This is a genomic window from Mesorhizobium sp. WSM4817 (assembly GCF_055811135.1).
The window spans coordinates 290,230-316,247 of sequence record NZ_JBVVQQ010000006.1; the positions used below are offsets into that span (position 1 = coordinate 290,230).

The following is a 26,018-nucleotide window of genomic DNA, read 5'->3' on the forward strand; positions in this document are numbered from 1 at the left end:
GAAGCAGGCGCTATGCCTGACTTGCGGGATTGAACGACGTGCTGCCCGGGAGGACGGAGTAGCGGATCAGGCGGCTGTCGGCAACGGCGGCTTGCCGATGCTTCATGGCGGCGCGACAAACGGCACCGGAAGTCACAGTCCTAAGTTTCGCGACAAAATCGTCAGCGTTGAACTCTTCAACAAATTCCTGTCGCAAAACCCTCCCGCAAAAAATCGGCGATTTGCGACAGATATCTGCGACGCTTTTTGCACTTGCTTCGGATTCAGCACTACGATGGGCAAGTTCTGTTCCGATGGACGGATTTGTCACCAACGGAGGCACCGGTGTCTGGCCCCCAGCCTGTCGCTTCGCCGACCAAGTCCGGCTCGCCCGCGAAGGCCAGCCTGCCGGCCCCCGGAAAGGCGCCGCGCAAGCTCAGCCAGGCCGTGGTCATCGTGCATGGCATGGGCGAACAGCGACCGATGGGCACGCTGAGGGAATTTGTTCATGCTGTTTGGAGCCATGATTCCGCCCGCGCGCCGTTTTATGCCCAAGTCGCCGATCCGGGCGGTCCCGCCGGCTCGAAGATCAACCGGAGCTGGATCACGCCCGACAGCCGGACGAATTCGCACGAACTTCGCCGGATCACCACCCCTTACGATGTCGATGGCCGCCGCACCGATTTCTACGAGCTTTACTGGGCCGACATCACGCAAGGCACGACGCGGGGCCGGCTTGCGGCCTGGGTGACGAATCTGCTCTGGCGCAAGCCCGCCGACATTCCGCGCGACGCCCGCGGGCTCTACGTCGTTACGCTTCTGGCAGTCATAACAGTCTTGGGCGCGGCGTTCGTGCTCGCGACGTCGGCCTTGCAAGGGTATATTTCCTGGATCACGGGCATGCTCGCCACGATCCTGGCCTCGTTCGTCGTCTGGGCGGCGGACCGGTTTGGTCTTCCTTATTTCGGTGATGTGGCCGCCTATGTGCGGGCTGAAGCGGCAACGGTCGAGAAGCGCGCGCTTGTCCGCAACCGTGGCCTGACACTGTTGAGGCGCCTCATGGTGGACGACGGCTACGACCGCATCGTGCTGGTCTCGCACAGCCTGGGGTCAATCATCGCCTATGATCTGCTGCAGATATTGTGGGCCGATTTCAGGCCACGAAAGCTGGAAGCCCTCCGCGACAAGGCGAGACTGAAAGCGATCCGCGCCGTCGACAAGGCTACGCTCAAGTCAGATGGTTCTGCGTGGCCCGACAAATTGGATGATTTTTCTGGATTCCGGCGCGCCCAATGGGAGCTCTACCGCCACCTCCGCGCCAGCGACGCCGATCATCCATTGCCTTGGAAGATCAGCGATTTCGTCACGCTCGGCAGTCCGCTGACCCACAGCGAATTTCTGGCGACCTACAATCTCGCCGAATTCAGGCGCGGCATCGCTGAGCGGCTGTTCTCGGCATGCCCGCCGATCGCCGAGACGGCGGCCGGTGGAACCGTCCTCTATCAGGAAGGGCGCAGCCGTTCGGGCAAGCCGCAGCGGGCGGTGCATCATGGTGCGGTGTTTGCCGCGACACGCTGGACCAACATCTTCGACAGGGGTAATGGCTGGCTGACCGGCGACCCGATCTCAGGACCGATGGCGGAAAATTTCGGCCCCGGCGTGGAGAACATTCAGGTCGAACTGCGCAGTTCGCTTGGCCGCATCTTCACGCACAGGCTCTACTGGTCGCTGGAGGCGACCGGCGTCGAGGTCGCGGCAGCCGCCGGCACGCCGCCGCGCTCGCATATCGACGTGCTGCGTGACGCCGTCGATCTCGGCCGCAAACTGGAGCCAAGCCAGCCGGCACCGACGACTTCTGCCGGAAGATAGGGCACGCTCGTTTGGGCGAATCAGCGCGCAGTTCATGGCGATGACGTCGTCAAAACAACCGGTCGATGCCGGGGAAAGTCTCGGCGTCGATAGAACCCTCAAGCACCGATCAACGGTCGGTCAGGAAGACCGCCTCCTCGTCGTCGCGCTGCCTGCCCCCAAGTGCTGCCGCGGCGCTTGCGATGAAAGCGCCGACGACCAGGGACAGAGCGCCAAGCAGCGCGAAGGTGGCACCGGCTTTCCTGGCGGTGTCGGCAGCCTGCTGGGCCTGGACCTTCGCCTCTTCGACCCTGGCAAGCACGGCATCGACACGGGCCCTGGCATCGGGTTCCGACAGCCCGGTGCGGGCGGCTACCAACTGCGACAGATAGGTCTTGTCGTCGGCTGACACTTCGCCTGCTGCTGCGCTCGCGATCAAAATGCGCGAGGCCTGCGCCGTCGCCGCCGCATCGCTCTCCGGGTTGGCGGCAGCAAGCCTGGCCGCATCGGCCGGGCGGAACAACGCATCGACGAAGTACGACGTTGCGTTGTCGGTCGCGGCGCCTCCGGCGTTTGCGGTAGCACCTGCCGAAGCGCCCATTGCCGCGCCCGACGCGACTGTCGAAGCGGCGTGGACGCCGGTTCCGACAGCTGCGGAGAGCGCCGAGCCGAGCACACCGGCGACGAGCAACGTTGCAAGCGCCCAGGCGAGGAACCCGTGTGCGGTATCGCGGAAAAAGACCTCATCGGTGTGGACGCCGACCCATTTGGTGCGTAGGCGCCCGGCAAGATAACCGCCTACGGCCGACGACAGCCACTGCACGATGATCAGCCACGCAGCCGTGGAGGCCGCGAAAGTTGTGACTGAGGTGCTCAAGCCGGACCACGGCGAAACCATCGTCAGCCCGAGCCCGGAGCCGAGCAGCATCAGGATCAATGTTAGCGTCGAGGCAGCAAAGGCGCCGGCCACGATTGGCCCCCAGCTGACAGCGGTAGAAGAGGGTTCCGTCGGTGCGGAAACGTCGACAGTCGTTAGGGTTGACTGCATGTCGGCCCCCTAACGTGCGAAAAGCATGATGAGAATAATGATCGGAATCGGGACTCCGAGAAGCCAGAGCAAAATGCCACGTCCCATGAGTGCCTCCTGCGGCGATTGTGATCGATTACAATGCCTTGGATGCTCTTCCGTTCCGACCGGCTCTCATGATCCTTTGTTGCGACGCAGCAGGGATCGTTGGTGGGCCTGGGCCTACCAATACCTTAAGTCTCCTAAGCTGAGCAGCTGCTTGGGCCTCAAATATCCAGATTGGCCACCGACAGCGCGTTTTCCTGGATGAACTCGCGCCTGGGCTCGACCTCGTCGCCCATCAGCCGCGAAAACAGCGAGTCGGCGTCCGTTGCGTCATTGACCTTGACCTGCAGCAGCGAGCGCACATTCGGGTCGAGCGTGGTTTCCCAGAGCTGCTCGGCATTCATCTCGCCGAGGCCCTTGTAGCGCTGCATGGTCAGGCCCTTGCGGCCGGTGGCAAACACGGCATTGAGCAGCGCCAGCGGTCCCGAGATGGTTTCGGATACGTCCTTGCGGCGCAGCACCGGCGGCTCGCCATAGACTTCTGCTAGGCGCGGCGCATAGCGGTCGAGCTGGCGGGCGTCGGCCGAATTGATCAGCGCCAGATCGAGATGCGCGAACTCCTTGACGCTGCGCACCGTGCGCTCGAACACATAACCGCCGACCCCTTCGTTTGAGGTCGACATGCGGCCGGTCCAGCCGCGTTCGGTGTCCTCGGCGATGATGTCGAGGCGCCGGGCGACACGCTCGGCCATCGCGTTGGCCCGGCCGAGATCGACGAAGACATACGGATTGAGCGCGCCGGCGATCGCCGCCTGCTCGACCACGCCTCTGTTATAGCGGGTGTGCAGCCCGTTGATGAGCTGGCGCACCGCCAGCGCATCGTCGATGGCGCTGCGCAGGTCCTGCCCGGCCCGCAGCTCGCCGGTGCTGAGCGCAAGCGACGCTTCTTCCAGCCCTGAGCCGATCAGGAATTCCTCGAAGGCGCTTTCGTCCTTGATGTATTGCGAACTCTTGCCGCGGGTCACCTTGTAGAGCGGCGGCTGGGCGATGTAGAGATGCCCACGCTCGATCAGCTCCGGCATCTGCCGGAAGAAGAAGGTCAGCAGCAAGGTGCGGATGTGGGCGCCGTCGACGTCGGCGTCGGTCATCAGGATGATCTTGTGGTAGCGCAATTTGTCTGCGTTGAACTCGTCCTTGCCGATCGAGGTGCCGAGCGCGGTGATCAGCGTGCCGATCATGTCGGAGCCGAGCATACGGTCGAACCGGGCCCGCTCGACGTTGAGGATCTTGCCGCGCAGCGGAAGAATGGCCTGGTTCTGGCGCGAACGGCCGCCCTTGGCCGAGCCGCCGGCGCTGTCGCCCTCGACGATGAAGATTTCCGACTTCGCCGGGTCGCGTTCCTGGCAGTCGGCCAGCTTGCCGGGCAGCGAAGTGACGCCGAGCGAGCTCTTGCGGGTGATGTCGCGCGCCTTGCGCGCGGCTTCGCGCGCCGCTGCCGCCTGGATGACCTTCTCGATGACCACCTTGCCCTCGGTCGGGTGCTCTTCGAGCCAGGTGCCGAGCGCCTCGTTGACGAGCCCTTCCACCACCGGACGGACTTCGGACGAGACCAGCTTGTCCTTGGTCTGCGAGGAGAATTTCGGGTCGGGAACCTTGACCGACAGCACGGCCGTCAGTCCTTCGCGGCAATCGTCGCCGATCAGCGCCACCTTCTCCTTTTTGGTGAGGCCCGTGGATTCGCCATAGCCGGTAATCTGGCGCGTCAGCGCGCCGCGGAAACCGGCAAGATGCGTGCCGCCGTCGCGCTGCGGAATGTTGTTGGTGAAGGCCAGCACGTTCTCGTGGTAGCTGTCGTTCCACCACATGGCGACTTCGACGGTGATACCGTCGCGCTCGGCCTTGATCGCAATCGGCTTGTCGATCAGCGGCTTCTTGACGCGGTCGAGATATCTGACGAACTCCTCGAGCCCGCCATCATAGTGCAGCTCATGGCGCACGACGTCGGCATGGCGGGCATCGGTCAAAATGATGCGCACGCCGGAATTCAGGAAGGCGAGTTCGCGCAGCCGGTGCTCCAGCGTGCCGAAGTCGAACTCGACCATGGTGAAGGTCTCGGTCGACGGAAAGAAGGTGATCTCGCTGCCGCTGCGCCCCTCATAGGTGCCGGCAACCTTGCGCTGCTCATAGCTGCCGGTGACCCTCAGCGGTCCGTCGGCATTGCCATGCGAGAAGCTCATCTCGTAGATCTGGCCGTTGCGGCGGATTTTCAGCTTCAGCCAGGCCGACAGCGCGTTGACGACCGAGACGCCGACGCCGTGGAGGCCACCGGACACCTTGTAGGAGTTCTGGTCGAACTTGCCGCCGGCATGCAGCTGCGTCATGATCACTTCGGCCGCCGAAATGCCTTCGCCGGTGTGGATATCGGTCGGAATGCCGCGGCCATTGTCGATGACCGTCACCGAACCGTCGGGATTGAGCGTCACCGTGACGAGGTCGGCATGGCCGGCCAGCGCCTCGTCGATAGCGTTGTCGACGACCTCATAGACCATGTGATGCAGGCCCGAGCCGTCGTCGGTATCGCCGATATACATGCCGGGCCGCTTGCGGACGGCGTCCAAGCCCTTCAAAACCTTGATGGAATCGGCGCCGTACTCGGCCTCAGCGCCGCTGGCGTTGTCGATCTGATCGCTCATGAAAACCTGTCTGATTGATGCCGCACATCCAGCGCAAAAAATCGGCTCCGAATCGCGCGTCCTTGATGGCCCAGATATAGGTGCAAAAGGCGGTTTTTCCAAGGTTTGCAAGCATTTCCGAATGGAAGAAGAGCACGCCTGGCGGGCCACGGCATCGGACCCAAAAAGTGGAACCGGTTTTGGGAACAGAGCGGCCGCACAAGAGCGTGGCCGACCTGTTCCCGACGATCATCTACTCTCCTGTGCCCCGGTGACATTTCCGGAGAGCGGGCCCTTCGCCCTTGCCGTTCAGCAACATGGACGCTTGGCTTGCCAGCCACTACATTGAGTTCACCAGCGGAGCACGCCATGGACAGTCAGCCCGCCCCCTTTGTCCCACCGGCGCCGAAGCCGCGCACGTCGCCGCCTTCGACGCTGGAGATGATCCGCATCGTCTATCGCAATCCGCTCGAACTGTGGGGCGAGCCGACCTACAACCAGCCTTGGATTTCGGTGACCGGCATCGGCGGGCCGCTGGTCATCGCCAACGATCCCGGCCTCATTCGCCACGTGCTGGTCGACAATGCCAAAAACTACAAGATGGCGACGGTGCGCCAGATGATCCTGCGGCCGATCCTGCGCGACGGCCTGCTGACCGCCGAGGGTGAGGTCTGGCGGCGTTCACGCAAGGCGATGGCGCCGGTGTTCACGCCGCGCCACATCTTCGGTTTTGCCGAGCCGATGCTGAGGCGTACGCGGGAGTTCGTTACCCGCTACGAGGGCGGCGGCACGTCGGACATCGCCCACGACATGACGCTGCTTACCTTTGACATCCTGGCCGAGACACTGTTTTCCGGTGAGATATCGGGTGAGCCGGGCAGCTTCGCCAAGGAGATCGACCGGCTGTTCGAAACCATGGGCCGCGTCGATCCGCTCGACCTGTTGCGGGCGCCAGACTGGCTGCCGCGCCTGACCCGCATCCGCGGCCGCAAAACCATGGCCTACTTCCGCAAGATCGTCACCGACACCGTCAAGATGCGCGAAGAGCGGGTCAAGCACGATCCGGACAAGGTGCCGCAGGATTTCCTCACGCTTTTGCTCAAGGCGGAGGGACCGGACGGGCTGACGCGCGCCGAGGTCGAGGACAACATCATCACCTTCATCGGCGCCGGTCACGAGACCACGGCGCGTGCGCTCGGCTGGACGCTCTATTGCCTGGCCGAAGCGCCTTGGGAGCGCGAAAAGGTCGAGCGCGAGATCGACGCCGTGCTGGCGCGCGAGCCCGACCCGACAAAGTGGCTCGACGCCATGCCGTTCACCCGCGCCGCCTTCGACGAGGCGCTCAGGCTCTATCCGCCGGCGCCGTCGATCAACCGCGAGCCGATCGAGCCCGAAACCTGGAACGGCCTCTACATACCGAAGCGTGCTGCGGTGCTGGTCATGCCGTGGGTCGTCCACCGCCATCGCAAGCTGTGGGACCGGCCCGACGCCTTCATGCCCGAACGTTTCCATCCGGGAAATCGCGAGAAGATCGACCGTTTCCAGTATTTGCCGTTCGGCGCCGGTCCTCGCGTCTGCATCGGCGCCAGCTTTGCCATGCAGGAGGCGATCATCGCTCTGGCGATCATGCTGTCGCGCTTCCGCTTCGATACCACCGCCGAGACCAAACCGTGGCCGGTGCAGAAACTGACGACGCAACCACAGGGCGGCTTGCCGATGCAGGTCACGCGGCGGCTTTAATGCATGTCGCGCAAAAGCATGCCCTCGGGCTTGAACCGAGGGTGTGCAGCGGTTTTGCGATAACGACATGCATGAGACAACAACCTAAAGCGCGTCGCATGGGGCCGGTCAAACGCGACGCGCTTTAGCGAGCCGCCTGATTGGCTATGCCGCCGTCTTGCGCTGGAACTGGCCGGCGGGCCGGTAGCGCCAGAGATAGCTCGGCAGGATGCTGCCGATCGACTGTGGCTGGATATCGAGACCGGCGAGCGTCCGGTTTTCCCTGATGGCCGCTTCCGAGACGATGTTGTCCCCGCGCAACTGCAGGACCTGATCCTTGGTCAGCAGCGGATTGGGCAAAAGCCCAAGGATCGATGCCTGCATGTTCGCCACCCACCACGGCACCGACACCAGCAACCGCTTGCGGTCGATCATGGCAAGCATTTCCTGCATGCATTGCTTGAAGGTGAGCACCTGAGGTCCGCCTAGCTCGTAGATCCGGCCACCCTGGACTTTGCCGTCGACCGAGCGCGCCACCGCTTCGGCGACATCGCCGACATAGACCGGCTGGAATTTGGTCCGCCCGCCGCCGATCAGAGGCAGGACCGGCGAATAGCGCGCCATGCTGGCGAAGCGGTTGAAGAAGCTGTCCTCGGGGCCGAAATTGATCGAGGGCCGCAAGATGACCGCATCCTCGATCGTCTCCAGGACCGCTTTTTCACCGAGCGCCTTGGTGCGCGCATACTCGGATTGCGCGTTCAGATCGGCGCCCAGCGCCGAGATATGGGTGAGCCCGGCGCCGACGGCGCGCGCCGCTTCGGCGATCGCGCGTGCGCCGAACTCGTGGACGGGCGTGAACTTCTGCCGGCCGCTCTCATGCAGGATGGCTACCAAATTGACGACATGGTCGGCGCCCTGCACGGCGCGGTCGACCGACCAGCGCACGCGAATATTGGCCTGCACCGGCTGGACCTGGCCGACATTGCCGAGCGGCTGCAGATGGCCGGCGAGATCGGGCCGGCGGCAGGCGACCCTGATGCGATAGCCACGCCGGGCCAGCGCCCGCACCACATGGCGGCCGACAAAGCCGGAGCCGCCGAACACGACGACGAGCTTTGGGGTCTGCAGGATTTCGGTCATTGCGGGCTCCGGCGCAGTTTCCAGATTTACTGGTGGCTTGGCTGAAGCCGTTCATAATCCGTTTCGCGCCGAAGGCAAAGGGCGATCCTTTGTCGCCGTTTGCCGCGATATCGGCTGGTTCAGAACGCTTTGCCGATGCGCGCGTCGACCGATTGGCGGTTGCCGCCGCGGATAACGAAGAAGAACAGGATCGCCGCCCACAGCAGCGATTTTTCGGCACCCGAAAAGCCCTCGCCCAGGGTGACCCAGTGGAACCAGACGGTGACCAGAAGCACGAACATTCCGGCGAAGGCGGCCGGGCGGGTCAAGAGACCGATGGCGATGAAGATGCCGCCGAAGAACTCGGTGCAGGCCAGCAGCACCGACCAGAACGCGCCAGGATAGAAGCCGAGGCCTTCAACCATCTCGGCGGCGCCGAGCGGGTCGATGCTCTTGCCAGAGCCATGGATGGTGAGGAAGATGCCGGCCACGGCGCGCAGGATGGTTTCAGAGGTGGTGTTCAGCGCCGCATAGAGGCTGCCAAGGGCCGGAACGACAAGATTGGTGCTGGGATTGTGGGTGCTTGCGGCCATTGGGGCTCCTCTTCTGCTGCTCCGCGCAAACAGCCGCCACCCCAGCCAAAGTCAAATGAACAAAAGTTGACCGGGAAATGCATGTTACTGGTCAGATGCGGGAGAGCGCGGAAAAAACCAGCCGAGGCGAGGGTCTCCGGCTGTTTCCGAAACGTGGTTCGACGAGGCAGCCTGGGCGTAACGGCAAGTACGCCCGCTGTCGACGATCCGAAAGATGTGACCGTCTTCAGGAAGAATACCGGGCGGCGAATTCGGAGATGCGCTGCACCACGGCTTTCGGAGCCGTTATACCCCGTGCCGCTGCCTTCTCCGCCGCTTCGGCCCGGGCACGGCCGGGGACATGCACGCCGTAGCGGCGGCGCAACCGGTCGAGTTGATCTTTCATGCGCTTCTCGAAATTCGGATCGAGCAGCTTGGGCTCGACGGCCAGCACGAAGAGGCCGGTTCCAGGACTGTCCGGTCCGCCACTGAACCATGGCGCATCGAGCGACCAGTTGGCGCCCGACAGGCCCGCCGCCAGCACTTCGACCATCAGCGCGATGTTGGCGCCGCGTTGGCCGCCGAAGGCAAGCATCGCGCCTTTCATGGCGGCGGCCGGATCGGTGGTCGGGTTGCCGCTCGCATCCAGTGCCCAGCCTTCTGGAATTTTCTTGCCGTCCTCGGCTGCCTTGCGGATGTTGACGAAGGCAGTGGCGCTCGATGACTGGTCGATGACCAGCGGCGCTCCGTCGGCGGCGCGCGCGGCGAAGGACATCGGGTTGGTGCAGTAGACCGGCTTGACCGAGCCCGAGCCGGCAAGCACGGCCGGTCCGTTGGTCGCGGCGAAGGACACCAGTCCCTGCGCGGCCAGCCGCCCGGTGAAATAGCCGAGCGCGCCGCATGTATAGGCGTTCTTCTGCGAAAAGATGGCAACGCCGAACAGGCGCGCCGCCTTGGCGAGATCGTCGATGGTGCGGTCGAAGCCGGTATGCGCCAGACCGCCGCGCGCGTCGGAGAGATAGATCGCCAAAGCCGGCCTGGTGATGACCGGCTCGGCCTTGCCATCGATGCGGCCGGCCTCCAGCGCTTCGAGATAGTCGATGAAATGCGACAGTCCGACCGTCGACAGACCTTCTGCCTCGGCCGCCACGACGGAGGCTGCAAGCGACTGCGCCGCTTCCTCATTGGCGCCGGCGCCGAGCGCCGCCATCCGGCACAGCCCTGTCGCCTGGTCGAGACTGAGTTGCATCTTTAGCTGCCCTGAAGCTCTAGCGAGTAGCGAATTGGGATTAGAGGAAATCAGCGAACTATTCGCTATTCGCTACTCCTATTCGCTCCTCACTAACCAATTTTGTTCGGGATCCGCGCCTCGATCTTGCCGAGGGCGAAGACCAGGATGCCGGTGATCGCCATATAGATCAACGCCAGGAGCAGCAAGGGTTCATAGGTGAGGAACGTGCTCTGCCGCACCTTTGACGAGACGGCGAATATGTCGATCACGCTGATGGTCGCCACCAGCGGCGTCGATTTCAGTTGCAGCACGGTTTCGCCGGTCAGCGTCGGCAGCGCCCGGTAGAAGGCTTGTGGCAGCCAGATCCGCCGCAGGATCTTCCAGCGGCTCATGCCGAAGGCGCGCGCCGCTTCCAACTGTCCTTTCGGCACGCCGGCGAAGGCACCCCGCATGACTTCCCCCTCGTAACCGGCGAAGGACAAGGTCAGCGCCAGGACGCCATAGGGCCATGCTTGCCTGAGATACGGCCACATCCAGGACTCGCGTACCCATGGGTACTGTGGAAACAGCGAGCCGAGCCCATAGTAGAGCAGCCAGAGCTGCAGCAGCAGTGGCGTTCCCCTGATGACGGTGCAGAAGGCCTTTGCAGGCGCCGCGAGCCAGAACGGGCCGGCAGCCTGCGCCAATCCGAGCGGCACGGCGAGCAGGAAGCCCAGTGTGCAGGTGACGGCGAGGATCCAGAGCGTACGCCAGAGGCCGACAAGCGCCATTTCGTAATATTGCGGCAGCCAGTCCCAGCGCATGAAAAAAGCGGCCGCGAAAACCAGCGCCAGTCCAGTCACAATCAGCACGATGCGGTGCGGCTGCAACCACAGCGACGCGCGGGCGGCTACGTTGACGATGGTCGTTTCGACAGCCATCACCGCGCCTCCTTGAGCGAGGGCATGCCGCGCCGAGCCCAGACCTCGATGCGGCCGATGATCAGATTGGAGACCAGCGTCAACAGAAGATAGATCACGCCCGCGGCGAGGAAGAAGGTAAGATAGGCCTTGGTCACGCCCGCCGCTTGCCGGGTGGCCAATGTCAGTTCGAAGAAGCCGACGACCGCCAGCAGGGCGGTGTCCTTGGTGGCGATCAGCCAGAGATTGGCAAGGCCGGGTATGGCGAAAGGCAGCATCGCCGGCAGCGTGATGCGTCGCAGCAGCAGGCCGGGAGACATGCCATAGGCGCGCGCGGCTTCGATCTGTCCCTGCGGGATGGCAAGGATCGCGCCGCGCATCACCTCGGTCGAATATGCGCCCTGGACGAAGCCGAGCACGGCAATGCCGGCCACCAGCCCGCTGATATCGATGCGCTGATATCCCATTGCCGTCAGCAACTGGTTGATCAAATCGGTGCCGGCATAATAGAGCAGCAGGATCAGCACTAGCTCCGGCACGGCGCGGACGATCGTCGTATAGACTGCCAGCAGATCGCGCACCACAGGCCCGCCATAGAGCTTGCCATACGCACCGCAAATGCCGATGACGAGGCCGAGACCGAACGCACCGGCAGCGATCTCGACCGAGTGGAGCAGTCCGACCAGAAGCGTTCCGCCCCAACCGGGTGGCGTCGGCGAAAGCAGTTCGATGATGCGGGCCACAGAGGCCGGAAGAAATGCGTCGATCAGCGTCGCCCCCGAATTGCTGGCGCCAAAACCACCGGCGATGCCGTCAGCGGAAAGCTTGCATAGGTAGAGTTCGACGAAGCCACACGGCGCGCTGTCTGCGCCGCGTGGTTGTTCGCTCGGGGATGCACGCCGTCAATTCGACTGTGGGTCGGCGCCATAGATGTCGAAATCGAAGTATTTCTTCGAAATCTCGTCATATTTGCCGTTGGCGCGGATCGCCTTGATGCCGGCGTTGATCTTCTCCTTCAACTCGGTGTCCTCCTTGCGGACACCGGCGCCGACGCCGGGCCCGAGGATCGCCAGATCCGGCGCGACCGTGCCCTTCAGATCGCAGCATTGCTTGCCCTGATCCGATTTCAGGAAGGCATCGAGCGCGATGGAATCGGCCTGCACGGCATCGACACGGCCGGCGGCAAGATCCTGATTGGCTTCGTCCTGGGTCTGATATTCCTTGATTTCCGCGGCTTCGGTGAAGTGCTTCTTGACGTAGTCGGCATGCACGGTCGAAACTTGCACGCCGATGATCTTGCCCTTGAGATCTTCCGGGGTAGCGCCGAACTTCTGGTCCTTCGGTCCGATGATAGCTGTCGGGGTGTTGTAATATTTGTCGGAGAAGTCGATCGTCTTCTTGCGCTCGTCGGTGATCGACATGGAACTGGCGATGACGTCGATCTTCTTGGTCGTCAGCGCCGGGATGATTCCGTCCCAGGCGACGGGGGTGATGACGCAATCGAGTTTCTGCTCGGCGCAGACCGCGTCGATGAATTCGACCTCCCAGCCAACCCATTTGCCGGAAGCATCCGGCGAGGTGAACGGCGGATAGGGTTCGGCAGCGACGCCGATCTTGACCGGCTCGGCCTTTGCCATGCTCATCGCGGCGACGCCGAGCAGAAGTGCTGCGGCAAATGTTTTCAGAACGGTCTTCATGCCAAAAACTCCCAGTTTGTTGTTGTTCCCGTTTTTCGTCCGCCTCGGCTTAACCGATGTTGCGGATGAATTGCTTCAGCCTTTCGGATTTCGGTGCGCCGAAGATCTGCTCCGGCGGCCCTTCTTCCTCGACCAGTCCGTTGTAGAGGTAGACGACATGCGTCGCGACCTCGCGGGCGAACTTCATCTCATGGGTGACCAGCACCATGGTGCGGCCTTCGCGTGCCAGGTCGCCGATCACCTTCAGCACCTCGCCGATCAGTTCCGGGTCGAGCGCCGAGGTCGGCTCGTCGAACAGCATGACGCGCGGATTGATGGCCAGCGCCCGGGCGATGGCCGCACGCTGCTGCTGGCCGCCTGACAGATAGGCCGGATAGACATCGCGCTTTTCGGCCAGGCCGACGCGGGCAAGCAGCTTTTCCGCCTCGGCGATGGCCACATCGCGCTTGACGCCCAGAACATGCACGGGAACCTCGATGACGTTCTCGATCAGCGTCATGTGGCTCCACAGATTGAAATTCTGGAAAACCATGCCGAGCTTGGAGCGGATGCGCTCGATCTGCTTGCGGTCGGCGGGAACGGTGTGGCCGTGACTGTCGGCCTTCATCCGGATCTCCTCGCCATTGACGCGAACGATCCCGCTGGTCGGGTTCTCCAGGCAATTGATGCAGCGCAGCAGGGTCGATTTTCCCGAGCCGCTGCCGCCAATGATGGCGATGACCTCGCCGTCGCGCGCCGACAGCGAAACGCCTTTCAGCACATGCAGTTCGCCGAATCGTTTATGCAGGTTCTCGACATGGATGGCTTCGGCGGCGTCGTTCTGCGCCGTGTACTTCAGGGCGGGGGCGGTGCCTTGCGCTATCACCTTTGCGGTGCCTCACGAAATGGCCGGACCCGTCGCTGCTGGAATTTTTTACCCATTACCATCACTGGACAGACTTCTCATTCTCAAGATGTACCGTTCCGCTTGCCTCCGTCAACCATGCTTTTTGGACCATTGATCACTGCTCGCTGAGTGGCTATTGGCTGGATGGGATGGTTCAGGAGCACTTGGTGGGTAAAGCATACGGGTCGCAGTCCATGGCCGGGCCCCTGCAGCGCGTGCTGATGCGGTCCGCCGCAAGCGCTATGGCCCGCGCCAAAACATCGGAATGGCACTATGGTGCGGGCTTCGATCCGCAAAAGGCCGCCGCCCAGCATGAGGCGCTGACGACGCTGGTTCTGGCATCCGGCGCCGCGATCGAATGGCTGACCGACGCCGATGACGGGCTTGCCGATTCGGTCTTCACGCATGATCCTTCGTTGATGACCGACCACGGCGCCATCATCCTCGCCATGGGCAAGGCGCTGCGCCGGGCCGAGCCCGGCCTGCACGAGGCGGCCTACAAGCGCATGGGCGTACCTATCCTCGGCCGCATCGAGCCTCCCGGACAGGTCGAGGGCGGTGATTGCGTCTGGGTGGATTCACTGACCCTGGCCGTCGGCCGCGGCGTGCGCACCAACCAGGACGGCATCCAGCAACTCGCCAACCTGCTCACCCCCAGGGGTATCCAGGTCTATGGCTACGACCTGCCGCTCTGGCATGGCGAGGACGCCTGCCTGCATCTGATGTCGGTGATCAGTCCGCTGGCCGACGATCTGGCGCTGGTCTATGCACCGCTTTTGCCGGCTGCCTTCTACCAGATGCTGCGGGCGCGAGGCATTCGCCTGGTCGAAGGCGACGCCGGGGAGTTCTTCGCCTCCAACGGCCTCAGCCTCAATGTGCTGCCGACCGCGCCGCGCGAGGTGATCGCCGTTGCCGGCTTCCCGAAGACGGCGGCGGCCATGGCGGCAGCCGGCTGCAGGGTTTCAACCTTCGAGGCGGACGCACTGTGCATCGCCTGCGAGGGCGGACCGACCTGCCTCACACGTCCGGTGCTCAGGCAATGACGACAGTCGGCGAAGCGCTCATCACTTTGCTCGAAGCCCATGATGTCGACACGGTTTTCGGCATTCCGGGTGTGCATACGGTCGAGCTCTATCGCAGCTTGGGGCGCTCGAAGATTCGCCACGTCACCCCGCGTCATGAACAGGGCGCCGGGTTCATGGCCGACGGCTATGCGCGCGCCGGCGGCAGGCCCGGCATCGCCTTCGTCATCACCGGACCGGGGCTGACCAACACCATCACCGCGATGGGCCAGGCCCGTGCCGATTCGGTTCCGATGCTGGTGATCTCGGGCGTCAACGCCACGCCGACACTGGGCAAGGGCCTTGGCCATCTGCACGAACTGCCCGACCAGCGCGGCATGATGGAAAAGGTCGCGCTGTTTTCGCACCGTGTCACCGACGCCGACGAACTGCCGGGCGTTCTTGCCCGCGCCTTCGCCCTGTTTTCGTCGTCGCGTCCGGGCCCGGTGCATATCGAGATCCCGACCGATATCATGGTCAAGCCGGCCGGCGGCATCGCCGCTTTGCTGACGAATGTCGCGCCGCCCAAGCCGAATCCGGCGGCGATAGCAGAGGCGGCAAAACTTTGCGCGGCTGCCCGCCGCCCGCTGGTCCTTGCCGGCGGCGGCGCCAAGAGAGCCGAAGCGCCGTTGCAGCGCCTTGCCGAAAGGCTGGGAGCGCCGGTTGTCCAGACGGCCAATGCCCGCGGCCTGCTGCACCGCCATCCGCTCGGCGTGCCGGCCAGCCCCAGTCTGAAGGCGGTGCGTGCATTGATGGCCGAGGCCGATCTGGTCATTGCCGCCGGCACCGAATTCGGCCCGACCGACTACGACGGATATAGCGACGGTGGCTTTGTCCTGCCGTCCAATCTGATCCGCATCGACATCGGCGCCGACCAGCTTGCCCGCCGGCCCGCCCGGATTTCGATCCATGCCGATTGCGGCGCAGCACTCGAGGCGCTGCTTGTCGAGATTGGTACGGACCAGCCGCCATCGGGCGACGGCCAGTCTCGCGCCGCTGCGACAAGGCAAGCAGCCTTTGCCGAAATGGCCCCGGCCCTCCAGGCGCAAACCCGCGCCGTCGAGATGATCCGCGATGCATTGCCGGGCTCGATCATCGTCGGCGATTCGACCCAGCCGGTCTATGCCGCCAACCTCTATTACGATCACGACCGTCCGGGCGGCTGGTTCAACGCCGCCACCGGCTTCGGCGCGCTGGGCTATGGTCCGCCGGCGGCGATCGGCGCAGCCCTTGCCGTGCCTGATGCGCCGGTCGTTTGTCTCACCGGCGACGGTGGTTTCCAGTTCACGCTGCCGGAACTGGGCGCCGCGCTCGACGCTGCGGCGCCGGTGATCTTCGTCGTCTGGAACAATCTCGGCTATCGCGAAATCGAAACCTCGATGCTCGACGTCGGCGTCGAGCCGGTCGGCGTCTCGCCGGCGCCGCCTGATTTCTGCAAGCTGGCCGAGGCCTATGGCATTGCCGCCGAGCGGCTCGCCGGCATCGGTCATCTGGCAGACGCACTCAAGCGCGCGCGGGCGACCGGACTGCCGTATGTCATCGAGATCACCATCGATTGAGTGCTGTGGCAGCGTCTGCCTGGGGATGCGATCCGCGTCGGATGGCCGACGTTCCGACGCGCACAAGCGGCGCTGCGTCATCAAGATTTCGGTTGAGTGATTGCGCGAAAGGCGCGACCTTCGGCGGCGGTGCGGCATAAGAGTGACAGGAGCGGTCGTAGATGACGGATACACTGGACGGCAGGCATGTTGTGGTGACCGGCGGCACCGGAGCGCTCGGTGGCGCGGTTGTCGGCAAACTGCTGGAGCAGGGCGCGATCTGCCATGTGCCGAACGCCCATGCCGCCGCGCCCGCGCATTTTCCCTTCCCGGCACATGAACGTGTCAGGCTGGCGCACAATGTCGATCTCGCCGACCCCGCCAAGGTCGATGCGTTCTTCGCCAGCGTTACGGATTTGTGGGCATCCATCCATCTGGCCGGCGGCTTCACCGCCGCGCCGGTCGAGAAGATCGAGCCCGCGTCCTTTGCCGAAATGATGGACACGAACGCCCGCACCACCTTCCTGTGCTGCCGCGCGGCGATCCGCTCAATGCTGGAATCTTCCGTGTCGGGCCGCATCGTCAATATCACGGCGCGTGCCGGGCTCGACCTGCGGCGCGGTTCCGGCATGATCGCCTATGCCGCCAGCAAGGCAGCGGTCGCGGCAATGACGGTGGCGATGGCGGAAGAACTCAAGGGCAAGGGCATCCTGGTCAATGCGGTCGCGCCCTCGACCCTCGATACGCCGGCCAACCGGGCTGACATGCCGGCCGCCGATTTCAGCAAATGGGTCAGCCTCGAAGCGGCGGCGGAAGCGATCGCCTACCTCGCTTCGCCGGCCAATCTGGCGATGAGCGGCACACTGGTGCCGCTTTACGGCAGGGCCTGATCTATCTTTTTGTTTGAGCGCGGATTTCCCAAAATCGGTTTGCCACGTTTGGGGTTACGATGCTCTGACCATGGTCAAACAAAAACCCCGCCGGATCGCTCCGGCGGGGTTTTTTAACAGGCCGCGCGAGGCGCGGCGTTAGTGGACCTAGCTACCCTGCTTCTTCAGCGCGGCGCCCAGGATGTCGCCCAGCGAAGCGCCGGAGTCGGTCGAGCCGTACTGGGCGACCGCTTCCTTCTCTTCGGCGATTTCCAGCGCCTTGATCGAGACCTGCAGCTTGCGGGTCTTCTTGTCGAAGGCGATGACGCGGGCATCGACCTTCTGGCCGACCGTGAAGCGCTCGGGGCGCTGCTCGTCGCGGTCACGGCTGAGGTCGGAGCGCTTGATGAAGGTCTCGATGCCGCTGTCGACCAGCCGCACTTCCAGGCCGCCATCCTTGACGCCGGTGACCTCGCAGGTGACGACCGCGTTCTTGCGCAGTTCGCCTGAAGTCGCCGCCTCGCCGGCCGTATCCTTGGCCAGCTGCTTGATGCCGAGCGAGATGCGCTCCTTGTCGATGTCGACGTCGAGCACCTGCGCCTTGACGATGTCGCCGCGATTGTACTCCTCGATCACCTGCTCGCCCGGACGGGTCCAGTCGAGGTCGGAAAGATGGACCATGCCGTCGACATCGCCTTCGAGGCCGATGAACAGGCCGAACTCGGTCTTGTTCTTGACCTCGCCCTCGACCTGGCTGCCGACCGGATGGCTGCTGGCGAAAGCCTGCCACGGGTTCTCGAGCGTCTGCTTGAGGCCGAGCGAGATGCGGCGCTTGGCCGGATCGACCTCGAGCACCACCACGTCGACTTCCTGCGTCGTCGACAGGATCTTGCCGGGATGTACATTCTTCTTCGTCCACGACATTTCCGAAACGTGGATGAGACCCTCGATGCCCGGCTCCAGCTCGACGAACGCGCCGTAGTCGGTGATGTTGGTGACGGTGCCCTTGATCTTCTTGCCGATCGGGAATTTCGTTCCGATCTCGGACCACGGATCGCTCTCGAGCTGCTTCATGCCGAGCGAGATGCGGTGGGTTTCCTGGTTGATGCGGATGATCTGCACCTTGACCGTCTGGCCGATGTTGAGGATTTCGGTCGGATGGTTGACGCGGCGCCATGCCATATCGGTGACATGCAACAGGCCGTCGATGCCGCCGAGGTCGACGAACGCACCATAGTCGGTGATGTTCTTGACGACGCCTTCGACCACCTGGCCCTCTTCGAGGTTCTGCACGATTTCCGAACGCTGTTCGGCGCGGCTCTCCTCGAGCACGGTGCGGCGCGACACCACGATGTTGCCGCGGCGGCGATCCATCTTGAGGATTTCGAAAGGCTGCGGATTGTGCATCAGAGGCGAGACGTCGCGGATCGGACGAATGTCGACCTGGCTGCGCGGCAGGAAGGCCACGGCGCCGTCGAGATCGACGGTGAAGCCGCCCTTGACCTGGTTGAAGATGACGCCTTCGACGCGCTCGCCCTTGGTGAACTTCTCTTCGAGACGGACCCAGCTCTCTTCGCGGCGGGCCTTCTCACGCGAAAGCATCGCTTCGCCAAGCGCGTTCTCGATGCGCTCGACATAGACCTCGACCGTGTCGCCGACCTTAAGCGTCGAATCCTTGCCCTTGACGCCGAATTCCTTCAGCGGCACGCGACCTTCGACCTTGAGGCCGACGTCGATGATTGCCATGTCCTTTTCGATCGCAGTGATCGTGCCCTTGACGACTTGGCCTTCGCCGGAATGGCCGGCGGAAAAAGATTCTTCGAGCAGGCTCGCGAAATCATCGCGAGTGGGATTTGCAACTGACATAGTTTCTCCTGGAATGCCCTGCATCTCAAGCGGGGCGGGCGCCGTGGGTTAGCGTTGCGTTGGCCTGCCGGCGTTCCGGGCCTCAAAAAAGCCCTTGGCCGCCTAAGCGGCAATTCCGGCGCATGAAGAATGCTGGCAGGCTGGTTCGTGCCCGATATGGGTATCTTTTCGCCGCCGGCAATCGGCAACGGCAGGAAACCCGGCTCAGGCTTTGTTTCTCTTGGCCAGAACGTCGTCGATGATCGCCTTGGCCGCCAGGAACGCGGCTTCTATAGCCATTTCCGACGTGTCGAGCAAGTGCGCGTCGGCGGCCGGCTTCAGCGGCGAGTCGGCGCGACCCATGTCGCGCTCGTCGCGGCGCAGGATATCGGCGAGGATATCGTCGAAATCGGCGGTGCCGCCGATGCTCTCGATCTCGGCCAGCCTGCGTTGTGCCCGCACCTCGGCGCTCGCCGTCACATAGAGTTTTATGTCGGCGTCGGGACAGACCACGGTGCCGATGTCGCGGCCGTCGAGCACGGCGCCGGGCGGCGCCTTGGCGAATTCGCGCTGCTTTTCGACCAGTATGCGCCGCACCGAAGGGATGACAGCCACTTTCGAAGCCGCTTCGCCGACCGCATGCGCCGTCAGCACCGACCGGTCGAGGTTGGCCAGGTCGACCTGCCGGGCAGCGGTCTCGGCGGCCGAGACATTGTCGAGCGGCAGGCCGAGCCGAAGCAGCGCATGCGCCACCGCGCGATAGGTGAGGCCGGTGTCGAGCAGGTTCAGCCGGTAATGGTCGGCCAGTCGGCGGGCAAGGGTGCCTTTGCCCGCGCCTGCTGGGCCGTCGATGGCGATGGTGAAGGTTGAAGTCATTCGCCGCCCACCGTAACCGAAAATTGCAATGATCCAGACAGGCGTGGCGATCCTTCGCGCCCCCCTCTGTCCTGCCGCCGTTCCAATTTGGTCCCACACTCCAAGGCTATTGATTGCCATCAACTGTCACTCGATCTCCGCCCCCAGCCCCTTCATAAGCCCCATGAACTCCGGAAAGCTGGTCGCGATCATCGCCTGGTCGTCGATGGTGACAGGCTTTTCCGTTGCCAGTCCCATGACGAGAAAGCTCATGGCAATGCGGTGGTCGAGATGGGTCTGGACGATGGTGCTCTTTCCGTTCGGATGTTGGCCAAGCCCCTTGCCGCCGGGTTTTCCACGCACGGCCAGTGTGGCTTCGCCCTCGGTACAGTCGACGCCATTGAGCTTCAGCCCTTCGGCGACCGCCGACAGCCGGTCCGATTCCTTCACCCGCAGCTCTTCCAGTCCCTGCATCAGCGTCTCGCCCTCGGCAAAGCTCGCCGCGACAGCAAGCACCGGATATTCATCGATCATCGTCGGCGCCCGTTCGGGCGGCACGGTGACGCCCTTCAGCTCGGAGTAGCGCACCCGCAGATCGGCGACATCCTCGCCGCCTTCATTGCGCGGCTCGAGAACGTCGATCCGGGCGCCCATTTCCTGTAGCGTCAACAAAAGACCGGTGCGGGTCGGGTTCATCAGCACGTTTTCGATTGTAATGTCCGAGCCCGGCACGATCAGCGCCGCCACCAGCGGGAATCCGGCCGATGACGGGTCGCCCGGCACAGCGATTGTCTGGCCGGTGAGCTTGCCCTGGCCCTCGATGAAGATGTGGCGCACGCCGCGCTCGTCGGTCTCGACCGACAGATTGGCGCCGAATCCCTGCAGCATCTTTTCGGTGTGGTCGCGCGTCATCACCGGCTCGATGACGGTGGTGATGCCGGGCGTGTTCAGCCCGGCGAGCAGCACCGCCGACTTCACCTGGGCCGAGGCCATCGGCACGCGGTAGGTGATCGGCGCGGCGTGTTTGGGGCCGCGCAGCGTGATCGGCATGCGGTCGCCGGGCGTCGCCTTCAGCACCTGCACGCCCATCTGGCGCAGCGGCTCGAGCACGCGGCCCATCGGCCGGCCGGACAGCGAGGCGTCGCCGATGAAGGTCGTCTCCATGTCGTAGGTGCCGACCAGGCCCATGGTGAGGCGCGAGCCGGTGCCGGCGTTGCCGAAATCGAGCGGGCCTTCCGGCTGCAGCAGCGCGCCGTTGCCGGTGCCGCGGATCACCCATTCAGCGCCGCGCTTCTCTATATGCGCGCCCATTGCCTTCATCGCGGCGCCCGTGCGCATCACGTCCTCGCCTTCCAGCAGGCCGGTGATGCGGGTTTCGCCGGAGGCGAGGCCGCCGAACATGAACGAGCGGTGCGAGATCGACTTGTCGCCGGGCACCCGTGCTGTACCTGAAAGCGCTGGCGATTTGCGGGCGGTGGCCGGTTTCGGGGCGGCAGTATGCGACATCGGTTTTCCTTGGGTGAAAAACGCCGGTGGCTGGCCTTTTTCTTCTGGTTTGCGCGGTCTCGTATCACGGCGGGCGGAAATGGTCATCCCCTTGCAAGAGGTCGCTCAACGCGGGGATTTGTGACGCTGGCTTTAGGCTTTGACAGCGCCGTAAACTGTGGTTATGGGGACCAAACTTTCATCGACGAGGCTTGCTGTGGCAAAACCCGAACTTGGCACCAAACGCATCGACCCCGAGACGGGTCAAAAATTCTACGATCTGAACAAGGATCCGATCGTCTCGCCCTATACCGGCAAGAACTATCCCCGCTCTTATTTCGAGGAAGGCAAGATTGCCGCCCTTGAGGAGGAAGAGGAAGTTGCCGAGAAGGAAGTCGACGCCGAGGAGGAAGAGGGTGTCGAGGTCGTCTCGCTCGAAGAGGCGGACGAGGATGCGAAGCCCGACGATCTTCCCGATCTCGGCGATGACGAGGACGATGTGGACCTCGGCGACGACGACGATACCTTCCTCGCCGACGAAGAGGAAGAGGACGACGATGTCGCCGACATGATCGGCGTCGGCGATGACGACGACGAAGTCTGATCCGGCCTCTCACACAGCGCCCGCCGACTTTCGCGGGTTCTTGATAAAAAGCGGCTCTTAAAGGCTTGATATTGACGGAAGGCGGGGTTAGAAGCCGCCTGCACTAACGGCGCGGTCTCAACCCGCGCCGGATCTCTTCGCCGGCAACGGCGCCGGTTGACTGCCGGAGTGGGGCCATAGCTCAGTTGGGAGAGCGCTTGAATGGCATTCAAGAGGTCGTCGGTTCGATTCCGATTGGCTCCACCAAAATTTCTGTAATGATTTCAGTTGATTAGCATTCTCCCCCTCGGGGGCCTGTTGCCCTGAAATGGTTCGGGGCACCGCCGGGGCACCCCGAGGCGCTTTTTGGGGGTCGCAAAATTTGCCTAGTCTCCGTTTTCCGCCAGATTTGCCGAAAGGCGAGGGGATGGGAAATGTTCGGACTCTTTAGCGCGGGCCTAGGTCCCTCGAAGTTAGATTGGCTTGAGGCACGATACGCTTGCATGTTCCGTATGCCGACGAGCGCAGGCCGTTGTGTCGCCGTAGCGTCAACCGGCTGAAGCCCGGCGGTGCTTCCTCAGCCGAGTGATTGCCGACCTGTCGACCGTAATCACGCCGCCGCAGTCAATCCGCACGGTGAGTTTGTCTGCTCCGCGATCGATGCGGGTGACGTCCCCAACAAGAACTATTCGGTCGCCGGCCCGGGCTTTGGGTGGCGGCTCTAGCGTGTAAGGATGGTCATAGGACGGAATGCTCACTCTGGCTCGGCCGCTAGGGAGAATGGAGATGACGGTACCTGCTAGCGCAACCTCATCGCCGACCTCAAATTCGCCAGGCATGTTAAGGTGCAGCATGGTCTTCCTCCCGATGCTTTCCTATTTGATGCTTTGCTAAATTAATGCCCGGCCACCGCGTTGGTTGCGTGCAATCCGCTTCGTACGGTTCCGCACATTTCCAAGCTGGATCGCGATGGCGACGGGACCACTTTGAGGTGCCTAGAGCGCCGTAAGCCGCACCAGAGGCATCGCCTGTCAGCTGGCCGAAATTTTATATGGGCGCCCTACAGGGAACACTCAAAAGGTTCAAAAGGGTCTGGGCCGCAGGCTGCTCGGTTTCCCTGCTGTTTATCAGCGGCAGTGGATTAACCGGGAACCCGTTATTTAAAATGGGCTAAGTCTTATAAGGCTTCTTGAACTGACTCCCCCCTCGGGAGCATGCGCGTACCGGTCCCGAAATTACCCTCCCCAATAGTGGGTAATGGCCTCGATTACCACGCTATAGCAACGGGCCGTTCTGATAGCGGTGCAGTGGCGAAATTTTGAATAAGCCCCCTGGGGAACATTCAGGTAAACGGTTACAAGCTCCTTGGCGCCCGAACGAAAAAGCCCGCCGCACCTTTCGGCGCGAACAGCTGTGACGAAGGAACACGACCTCTGAAACGCGCGTCAGTCTTGCTCCCGCTTCCACAGATCCGAAGTCGATGCGTATGCGAACGATGCTGACCAAGCGATCAGGACGAGTCCGTTGAGACCCTCCAAGGCAGCAACGATTCGCATCGGCCCAGTGGCATAGACTTCGCCAAAGCCGATCGTCGTGTAACAGGTAACCGAGAAATAGAAGAAATCCGCTGCGCTTCCGGAAAACAAGCCTGCGAGACCTCCAAGGTCTGGATGGTGGTTCATCCAGGCGTAGGCGAGCGCGAAAAGACAGATCCCCACCACGTGAGCAATGATTGCTGCGACGACCAAGAGCAGCAGATCAACCCGCATCGGAAGTGAAAAACGACGCCTCATCGTTCCGGCGATATTTAGCACTTCATAGTGCATCAGAACCGTTACCAGTGCGAGACCTACAGATATGGCGAACGCGATGAGCAATTGCGGTACCTTCAAGTAGGACTCAGATGCTCAACCGCTTATCACCGCGCGAGCGGTTCGAACAGCGTCGACCTGACGCGACGCGATGCGATGCCGAACACGCGAATGGTGAGGACGAACGCGAGCACCCGGTGGTGCCATCTCCCCGGGTCCTCGGCAAAATCGTCGGAACCGAACCGCTCCCAATGGCTTTCGTAATCAGGGGCGGCGTCAAAGAGGAGACTGTTATGGATCGGCAAGAAAATAGCGTTTTGGAGGCGGGCTGGCTTTTGGCGGTCCCGCTTTCTATCGGATTTGCCGTTTTGATTGCAGGCTTAGTGCTGGGCTAGTGTGCTATGGGAACCGGAACTCGATCACTCGCCCCTCGGCCTTCCATGATTGCCGGGCGTCAACGGAACCAAAGTCGCGCAATAGCTGAGGGACAGGAGCAAGGCGGACGCCACCGTCGCGCTTTTCGCCAGCCGGCCGCTCGGGCTTCTGCCTCGCTGCAAAACCAGCGCTCCCCCTTGCCGGTCGAGGTTACGGTTCGGTCATGACAGGCGAGGGAGAAATGCGCCGCTAGGTGTCAATCTTAATCGGAGGTTCACGCAAAGAAAAACCCGCCACCGTGAGGCAGCGGGCTATGACAGTTTTTGTCCGGTTCAGTGATGGTCGCTCCCCCCACGCTTTCTACGAGGTCGCTTCGTGATCGGATGCGCTGCAAGAAACGCCTCGTCCGCCGCAATGATCTTGGCGACTTCGTCCTCGCCGATCGGCAGATATCGGTCCTTTGCGGATTCTCGCTTCCATTTGGACGGCCATTAGATCGGGCGCTGGAACTCGGATTTGATCGGCCACAGCCTGCCGGCTCCTGTCGACGCTGATCATCCGTTTGTCAGAATAGGCGCTAGATTTGTCCTCGTCCTCCAGGACGTACATCGCGTGAATGCTTTTCTCTTGCCAGTAAGCCGTTTCCGCTCTTGCCAGGCTGGTGACAGCATCAGCCTTGCGCCAAGGAAGTCGGCGCGCCTGACGCATGAGCTGATTGTGGTGCGTGTCGATGAGGACGGCATCGGGCAGCGGATCAAGGCACTGCCGCACGAATGCAGCCAGCGCCTTTGTCTTGACGCCGGCGCTCATGCTGATGCGTCCCCTGCGGAAGCCAGCTGGAGAACCGACGCCGCCAGCTGCGCTGCCCAAAGTTCGGCTTCGAAGGGATATTTGCGCGCCGCGCCGGCCCTTGCGGGGCCGAAGCTTTTGAAGTTCAGTGCATGCGCAGGGGGCAGCATGCGCAAATACCATATTTTCGCGGCGGCAGGGGCCGCGACCATCCTTTTAAGCGGCTGCTCCGGTTCGGGCCTAGGTATGCCTGGCTCACCTGCTTGGTTTGCCACCACACCGCAGGCGGAACAGGCAACCTATTTCCGCAACCGATGCGTTTCCTACGGCTTCGAGCCAGGGACCCCGGCCATGGCCCAATGCATCCAAAACGAGTCCATTTCGTCTCGCGGCAGGGCATCTGCCAGGGCGAATGCGGCATTTGCCAACATGCAAAACAGTCAGCCGAAAACGACGACTTGCAACCGCTTCGGCAACACCGTGAACTGCACGACGTTTTGAGCCGACACCGAGAGGCGGAATGAGCGCCCGCCTCTCTCATTGCGAACGCTCGACGGCGAATGTTTGCGCGTCATCACCCTCCGGCCTAGAGAATGGTGGCGGCGCCGGCGTGAGGTTGAGGATTGACGCGCCGCCGTGTCCCCGCCCGATCAGGACGCTTCCTGCACTTCCTCGACTTGTGGCGTCACGGGTGCAGAATTAATGACGTAGGTGTTCGAGGTTAGGTCGCTAGTAGATCGGATGATGATGCCGTCGTCTCTTAATCGGGCAAACGTCGCCCGTGCGATCCGCATTGGCTTGCCTTTGGAATCTGCGGCGGTGACTTTGTTCGACCAAGGAACGTGAGTGATGGTGTCAACGCGCTTGAGAAAGCGCTTTTCCTTCTCAGTCAAGTCGATCACGCCGTTCCTCCATATCATCGCAGCGTTTGGTTGGCCGGTAACGGCGATGATGCGACTCCGTTCCCAGACAGGCGCATGGTTGCTGCCTATGTCGAGAAAACCTTGAGGCTAAGGGCTACCTGCCGAAAGGCGCAGCAGAATAGCTATGCTCGTCACCGTCAGCCGGGAGGAGTGTAGAGCGGCTCTCTGCATCGATGAACCAAGCACTGGC

The 26,018-nt window shown here is 62.9% G+C and carries 25 protein-coding genes and 1 tRNA gene; 8 read left to right on the forward strand and 18 right to left on the reverse strand.

Annotated elements, in window-relative coordinates; all coding sequences use genetic code 11:
* Window positions 1-10: 10 nt before the first annotated feature.
* Window positions 11-313 carry a hypothetical protein gene (locus tag AC0L2K_RS11860; protein ID WP_128244513.1) on the reverse strand — a complete coding sequence of 101 codons (303 nt, stop codon included), beginning with the start codon at window positions 311-313 and terminating at the stop codon, window positions 11-13.
* An 11-nt stretch (window positions 314-324) separates the two neighbouring features.
* Here AC0L2K_RS11860 and AC0L2K_RS11865 point away from each other — a divergent pair, with 11 nt between their 5' ends.
* The gene (locus tag AC0L2K_RS11865; RefSeq protein ID WP_473531415.1) at window positions 325-1,848 is read left to right on the forward strand and encodes a hypothetical protein; all 1,524 of its coding nucleotides are present in this window, start codon (window positions 325-327) and stop codon (window positions 1,846-1,848) included.
* A 109-nt stretch (window positions 1,849-1,957) separates the two neighbouring features.
* On the opposite strand, the gene AC0L2K_RS11870 is transcribed toward AC0L2K_RS11865, so the two are convergent.
* From AC0L2K_RS11870 to AC0L2K_RS11880, 3 genes are all read right to left on the reverse strand, one after another.
* The gene (locus AC0L2K_RS11870) at window positions 1,958-2,875 is read right to left on the reverse strand and encodes a hypothetical protein (protein WP_473531416.1); all 918 of its coding nucleotides are present in this window, start codon (window positions 2,873-2,875) and stop codon (window positions 1,958-1,960) included.
* A gap of 245 nt (window positions 2,876-3,120) precedes the next feature.
* Window positions 3,121-5,592 carry a DNA topoisomerase (ATP-hydrolyzing) subunit B gene (gyrB, locus tag AC0L2K_RS11875; protein WP_473531417.1) on the reverse strand — a complete coding sequence of 824 codons (2,472 nt, stop codon included), beginning with the start codon at window positions 5,590-5,592 and terminating at the stop codon, window positions 3,121-3,123.
* Window positions 5,558-5,824, reverse strand: coding sequence for a hypothetical protein (locus AC0L2K_RS11880; RefSeq protein WP_473531418.1), 267 nt, complete (start codon window positions 5,822-5,824; stop codon window positions 5,558-5,560). Before AC0L2K_RS11880 ends, gyrB begins: the two co-directional genes overlap by 35 nt.
* A 116-nt stretch (window positions 5,825-5,940) precedes the next feature.
* On the opposite strand from AC0L2K_RS11880, the gene AC0L2K_RS11885 reads away from it, so the two are divergent.
* Window positions 5,941-7,311, forward strand: a complete 1,371-nt coding sequence (locus tag AC0L2K_RS11885; RefSeq protein WP_473531419.1) for a cytochrome P450 — start codon at window positions 5,941-5,943, stop codon at window positions 7,309-7,311.
* Between the two features lie 144 nt (window positions 7,312-7,455).
* Here the strand turns inward: AC0L2K_RS11885 and AC0L2K_RS11890 are convergent, their stop codons facing one another.
* From AC0L2K_RS11890 to AC0L2K_RS11920, 7 genes are all read right to left on the reverse strand, one after another.
* Window positions 7,456-8,430, reverse strand: a complete 975-nt coding sequence (locus tag AC0L2K_RS11890; RefSeq protein WP_473531420.1) for a complex I NDUFA9 subunit family protein — start codon at window positions 8,428-8,430, stop codon at window positions 7,456-7,458.
* Between the two features lie 119 nt (window positions 8,431-8,549).
* Window positions 8,550-9,002, reverse strand: a complete 453-nt coding sequence (locus tag AC0L2K_RS11895; protein ID WP_473531421.1) for a DoxX family protein — start codon at window positions 9,000-9,002, stop codon at window positions 8,550-8,552.
* 226 nt (window positions 9,003-9,228) lie between these two features.
* Complete coding sequence (locus tag AC0L2K_RS11900; protein WP_473531422.1) at window positions 9,229-10,230, reverse strand: Ldh family oxidoreductase; 1,002 nt, start codon at window positions 10,228-10,230, stop codon at window positions 9,229-9,231.
* A 92-nt stretch (window positions 10,231-10,322) separates the two neighbouring features.
* Window positions 10,323-11,132, reverse strand: coding sequence for an ABC transporter permease (locus tag AC0L2K_RS11905; RefSeq protein ID WP_023796783.1), 810 nt, complete (start codon window positions 11,130-11,132; stop codon window positions 10,323-10,325).
* On the reverse strand, window positions 11,132-11,854 hold the full coding sequence (locus tag AC0L2K_RS11910; RefSeq protein WP_208602491.1) for an ABC transporter permease: 723 nt from the start codon (window positions 11,852-11,854) through the stop codon (window positions 11,132-11,134). The genes AC0L2K_RS11905 and AC0L2K_RS11910 overlap by 1 nt, the downstream gene beginning before the upstream one ends.
* A 159-nt stretch (window positions 11,855-12,013) precedes the next feature.
* Complete coding sequence (locus AC0L2K_RS11915; RefSeq protein ID WP_473531423.1) at window positions 12,014-12,808, reverse strand: transporter substrate-binding domain-containing protein; 795 nt, start codon at window positions 12,806-12,808, stop codon at window positions 12,014-12,016.
* 49 nt (window positions 12,809-12,857) lie between these two features.
* Complete coding sequence (locus AC0L2K_RS11920) at window positions 12,858-13,670, reverse strand: ABC transporter ATP-binding protein (RefSeq protein ID WP_036261459.1); 813 nt, start codon at window positions 13,668-13,670, stop codon at window positions 12,858-12,860.
* Between the two features lie 218 nt (window positions 13,671-13,888).
* Between AC0L2K_RS11920 and AC0L2K_RS11925 the strand changes: the two genes are divergently transcribed.
* The 3 genes from AC0L2K_RS11925 (at window position 13,889) to AC0L2K_RS11935 (ending at window position 17,183) form a co-directional block, all read left to right on the forward strand.
* On the forward strand, window positions 13,889-14,737 hold the full coding sequence (locus AC0L2K_RS11925; RefSeq protein WP_128244757.1) for a dimethylarginine dimethylaminohydrolase family protein: 849 nt from the start codon (window positions 13,889-13,891) through the stop codon (window positions 14,735-14,737).
* The gene (locus tag AC0L2K_RS11930) at window positions 14,734-16,314 is read left to right on the forward strand and encodes a 5-guanidino-2-oxopentanoate decarboxylase (protein ID WP_473531424.1); all 1,581 of its coding nucleotides are present in this window, start codon (window positions 14,734-14,736) and stop codon (window positions 16,312-16,314) included. The genes AC0L2K_RS11925 and AC0L2K_RS11930 overlap by 4 nt, the downstream gene beginning before the upstream one ends.
* A 161-nt stretch (window positions 16,315-16,475) precedes the next feature.
* Window positions 16,476-17,183, forward strand: a complete 708-nt coding sequence (locus tag AC0L2K_RS11935) for an SDR family NAD(P)-dependent oxidoreductase (RefSeq protein WP_473531425.1) — start codon at window positions 16,476-16,478, stop codon at window positions 17,181-17,183.
* Window positions 17,184-17,330: 147 nt separating this feature from the next.
* Here AC0L2K_RS11935 and rpsA read toward each other — a convergent pair whose 3' ends face one another.
* The 3 genes from rpsA to aroA all read right to left on the reverse strand — a co-directional run bounded on the left by rpsA (window position 17,331) and on the right by aroA (window position 21,368).
* Entirely contained in the window at window positions 17,331-19,028 is a 1,698-nt protein-coding gene (rpsA, locus tag AC0L2K_RS11940; RefSeq protein WP_027151507.1) for a 30S ribosomal protein S1, read from the reverse strand.
* Between the two features lie 204 nt (window positions 19,029-19,232).
* On the reverse strand, window positions 19,233-19,883 hold the full coding sequence (cmk, locus tag AC0L2K_RS11945) for a (d)CMP kinase (protein ID WP_473531426.1): 651 nt from the start codon (window positions 19,881-19,883) through the stop codon (window positions 19,233-19,235).
* Between the two features lie 126 nt (window positions 19,884-20,009).
* Window positions 20,010-21,368 (reverse strand): 3-phosphoshikimate 1-carboxyvinyltransferase, encoded by a 1,359-nt coding sequence (gene aroA, locus AC0L2K_RS11950; RefSeq protein WP_236393464.1) that lies wholly within the window; start codon window positions 21,366-21,368, stop codon window positions 20,010-20,012.
* Window positions 21,369-21,564: 196 nt separating this feature from the next.
* Between aroA and AC0L2K_RS11955 the strand changes: the two genes are divergently transcribed.
* Complete coding sequence (locus AC0L2K_RS11955) at window positions 21,565-21,951, forward strand: TIGR02300 family protein (protein ID WP_027151510.1); 387 nt, start codon at window positions 21,565-21,567, stop codon at window positions 21,949-21,951.
* A gap of 170 nt (window positions 21,952-22,121) precedes the next feature.
* A tRNA-Ala gene (locus tag AC0L2K_RS11960) sits at window positions 22,122-22,197 on the forward strand.
* A 1,178-nt stretch (window positions 22,198-23,375) separates the two neighbouring features.
* Here the strand turns inward: AC0L2K_RS11960 and AC0L2K_RS11965 are convergent.
* The 3 genes from AC0L2K_RS11965 to AC0L2K_RS11975 all read right to left on the reverse strand — a co-directional run bounded on the left by AC0L2K_RS11965 (window position 23,376) and on the right by AC0L2K_RS11975 (window position 24,926).
* Window positions 23,376-23,822 (reverse strand): potassium channel family protein, encoded by a 447-nt coding sequence (locus AC0L2K_RS11965; RefSeq protein ID WP_236473766.1) that lies wholly within the window; start codon window positions 23,820-23,822, stop codon window positions 23,376-23,378.
* Between the two features lie 26 nt (window positions 23,823-23,848).
* Window positions 23,849-24,046, reverse strand: a complete 198-nt coding sequence (locus AC0L2K_RS11970) for a hypothetical protein (protein ID WP_128244499.1) — start codon at window positions 24,044-24,046, stop codon at window positions 23,849-23,851.
* A gap of 430 nt (window positions 24,047-24,476) precedes the next feature.
* Window positions 24,477-24,926 carry a hypothetical protein gene (locus AC0L2K_RS11975; RefSeq protein ID WP_473531427.1) on the reverse strand — a complete coding sequence of 150 codons (450 nt, stop codon included), beginning with the start codon at window positions 24,924-24,926 and terminating at the stop codon, window positions 24,477-24,479.
* A 147-nt stretch (window positions 24,927-25,073) separates the two neighbouring features.
* On the opposite strand from AC0L2K_RS11975, the gene AC0L2K_RS11980 reads away from it, so the two are divergent.
* On the forward strand, window positions 25,074-25,406 hold the full coding sequence (locus AC0L2K_RS11980) for a hypothetical protein (RefSeq protein ID WP_473531428.1): 333 nt from the start codon (window positions 25,074-25,076) through the stop codon (window positions 25,404-25,406).
* Between the two features lie 149 nt (window positions 25,407-25,555).
* Here the strand turns inward: AC0L2K_RS11980 and AC0L2K_RS11985 are convergent, their stop codons facing one another.
* On the reverse strand, window positions 25,556-25,807 hold the full coding sequence (locus AC0L2K_RS11985) for a hypothetical protein (protein ID WP_473515136.1): 252 nt from the start codon (window positions 25,805-25,807) through the stop codon (window positions 25,556-25,558).
* Between the last annotated feature and the right edge of the window lie 211 nt (window positions 25,808-26,018).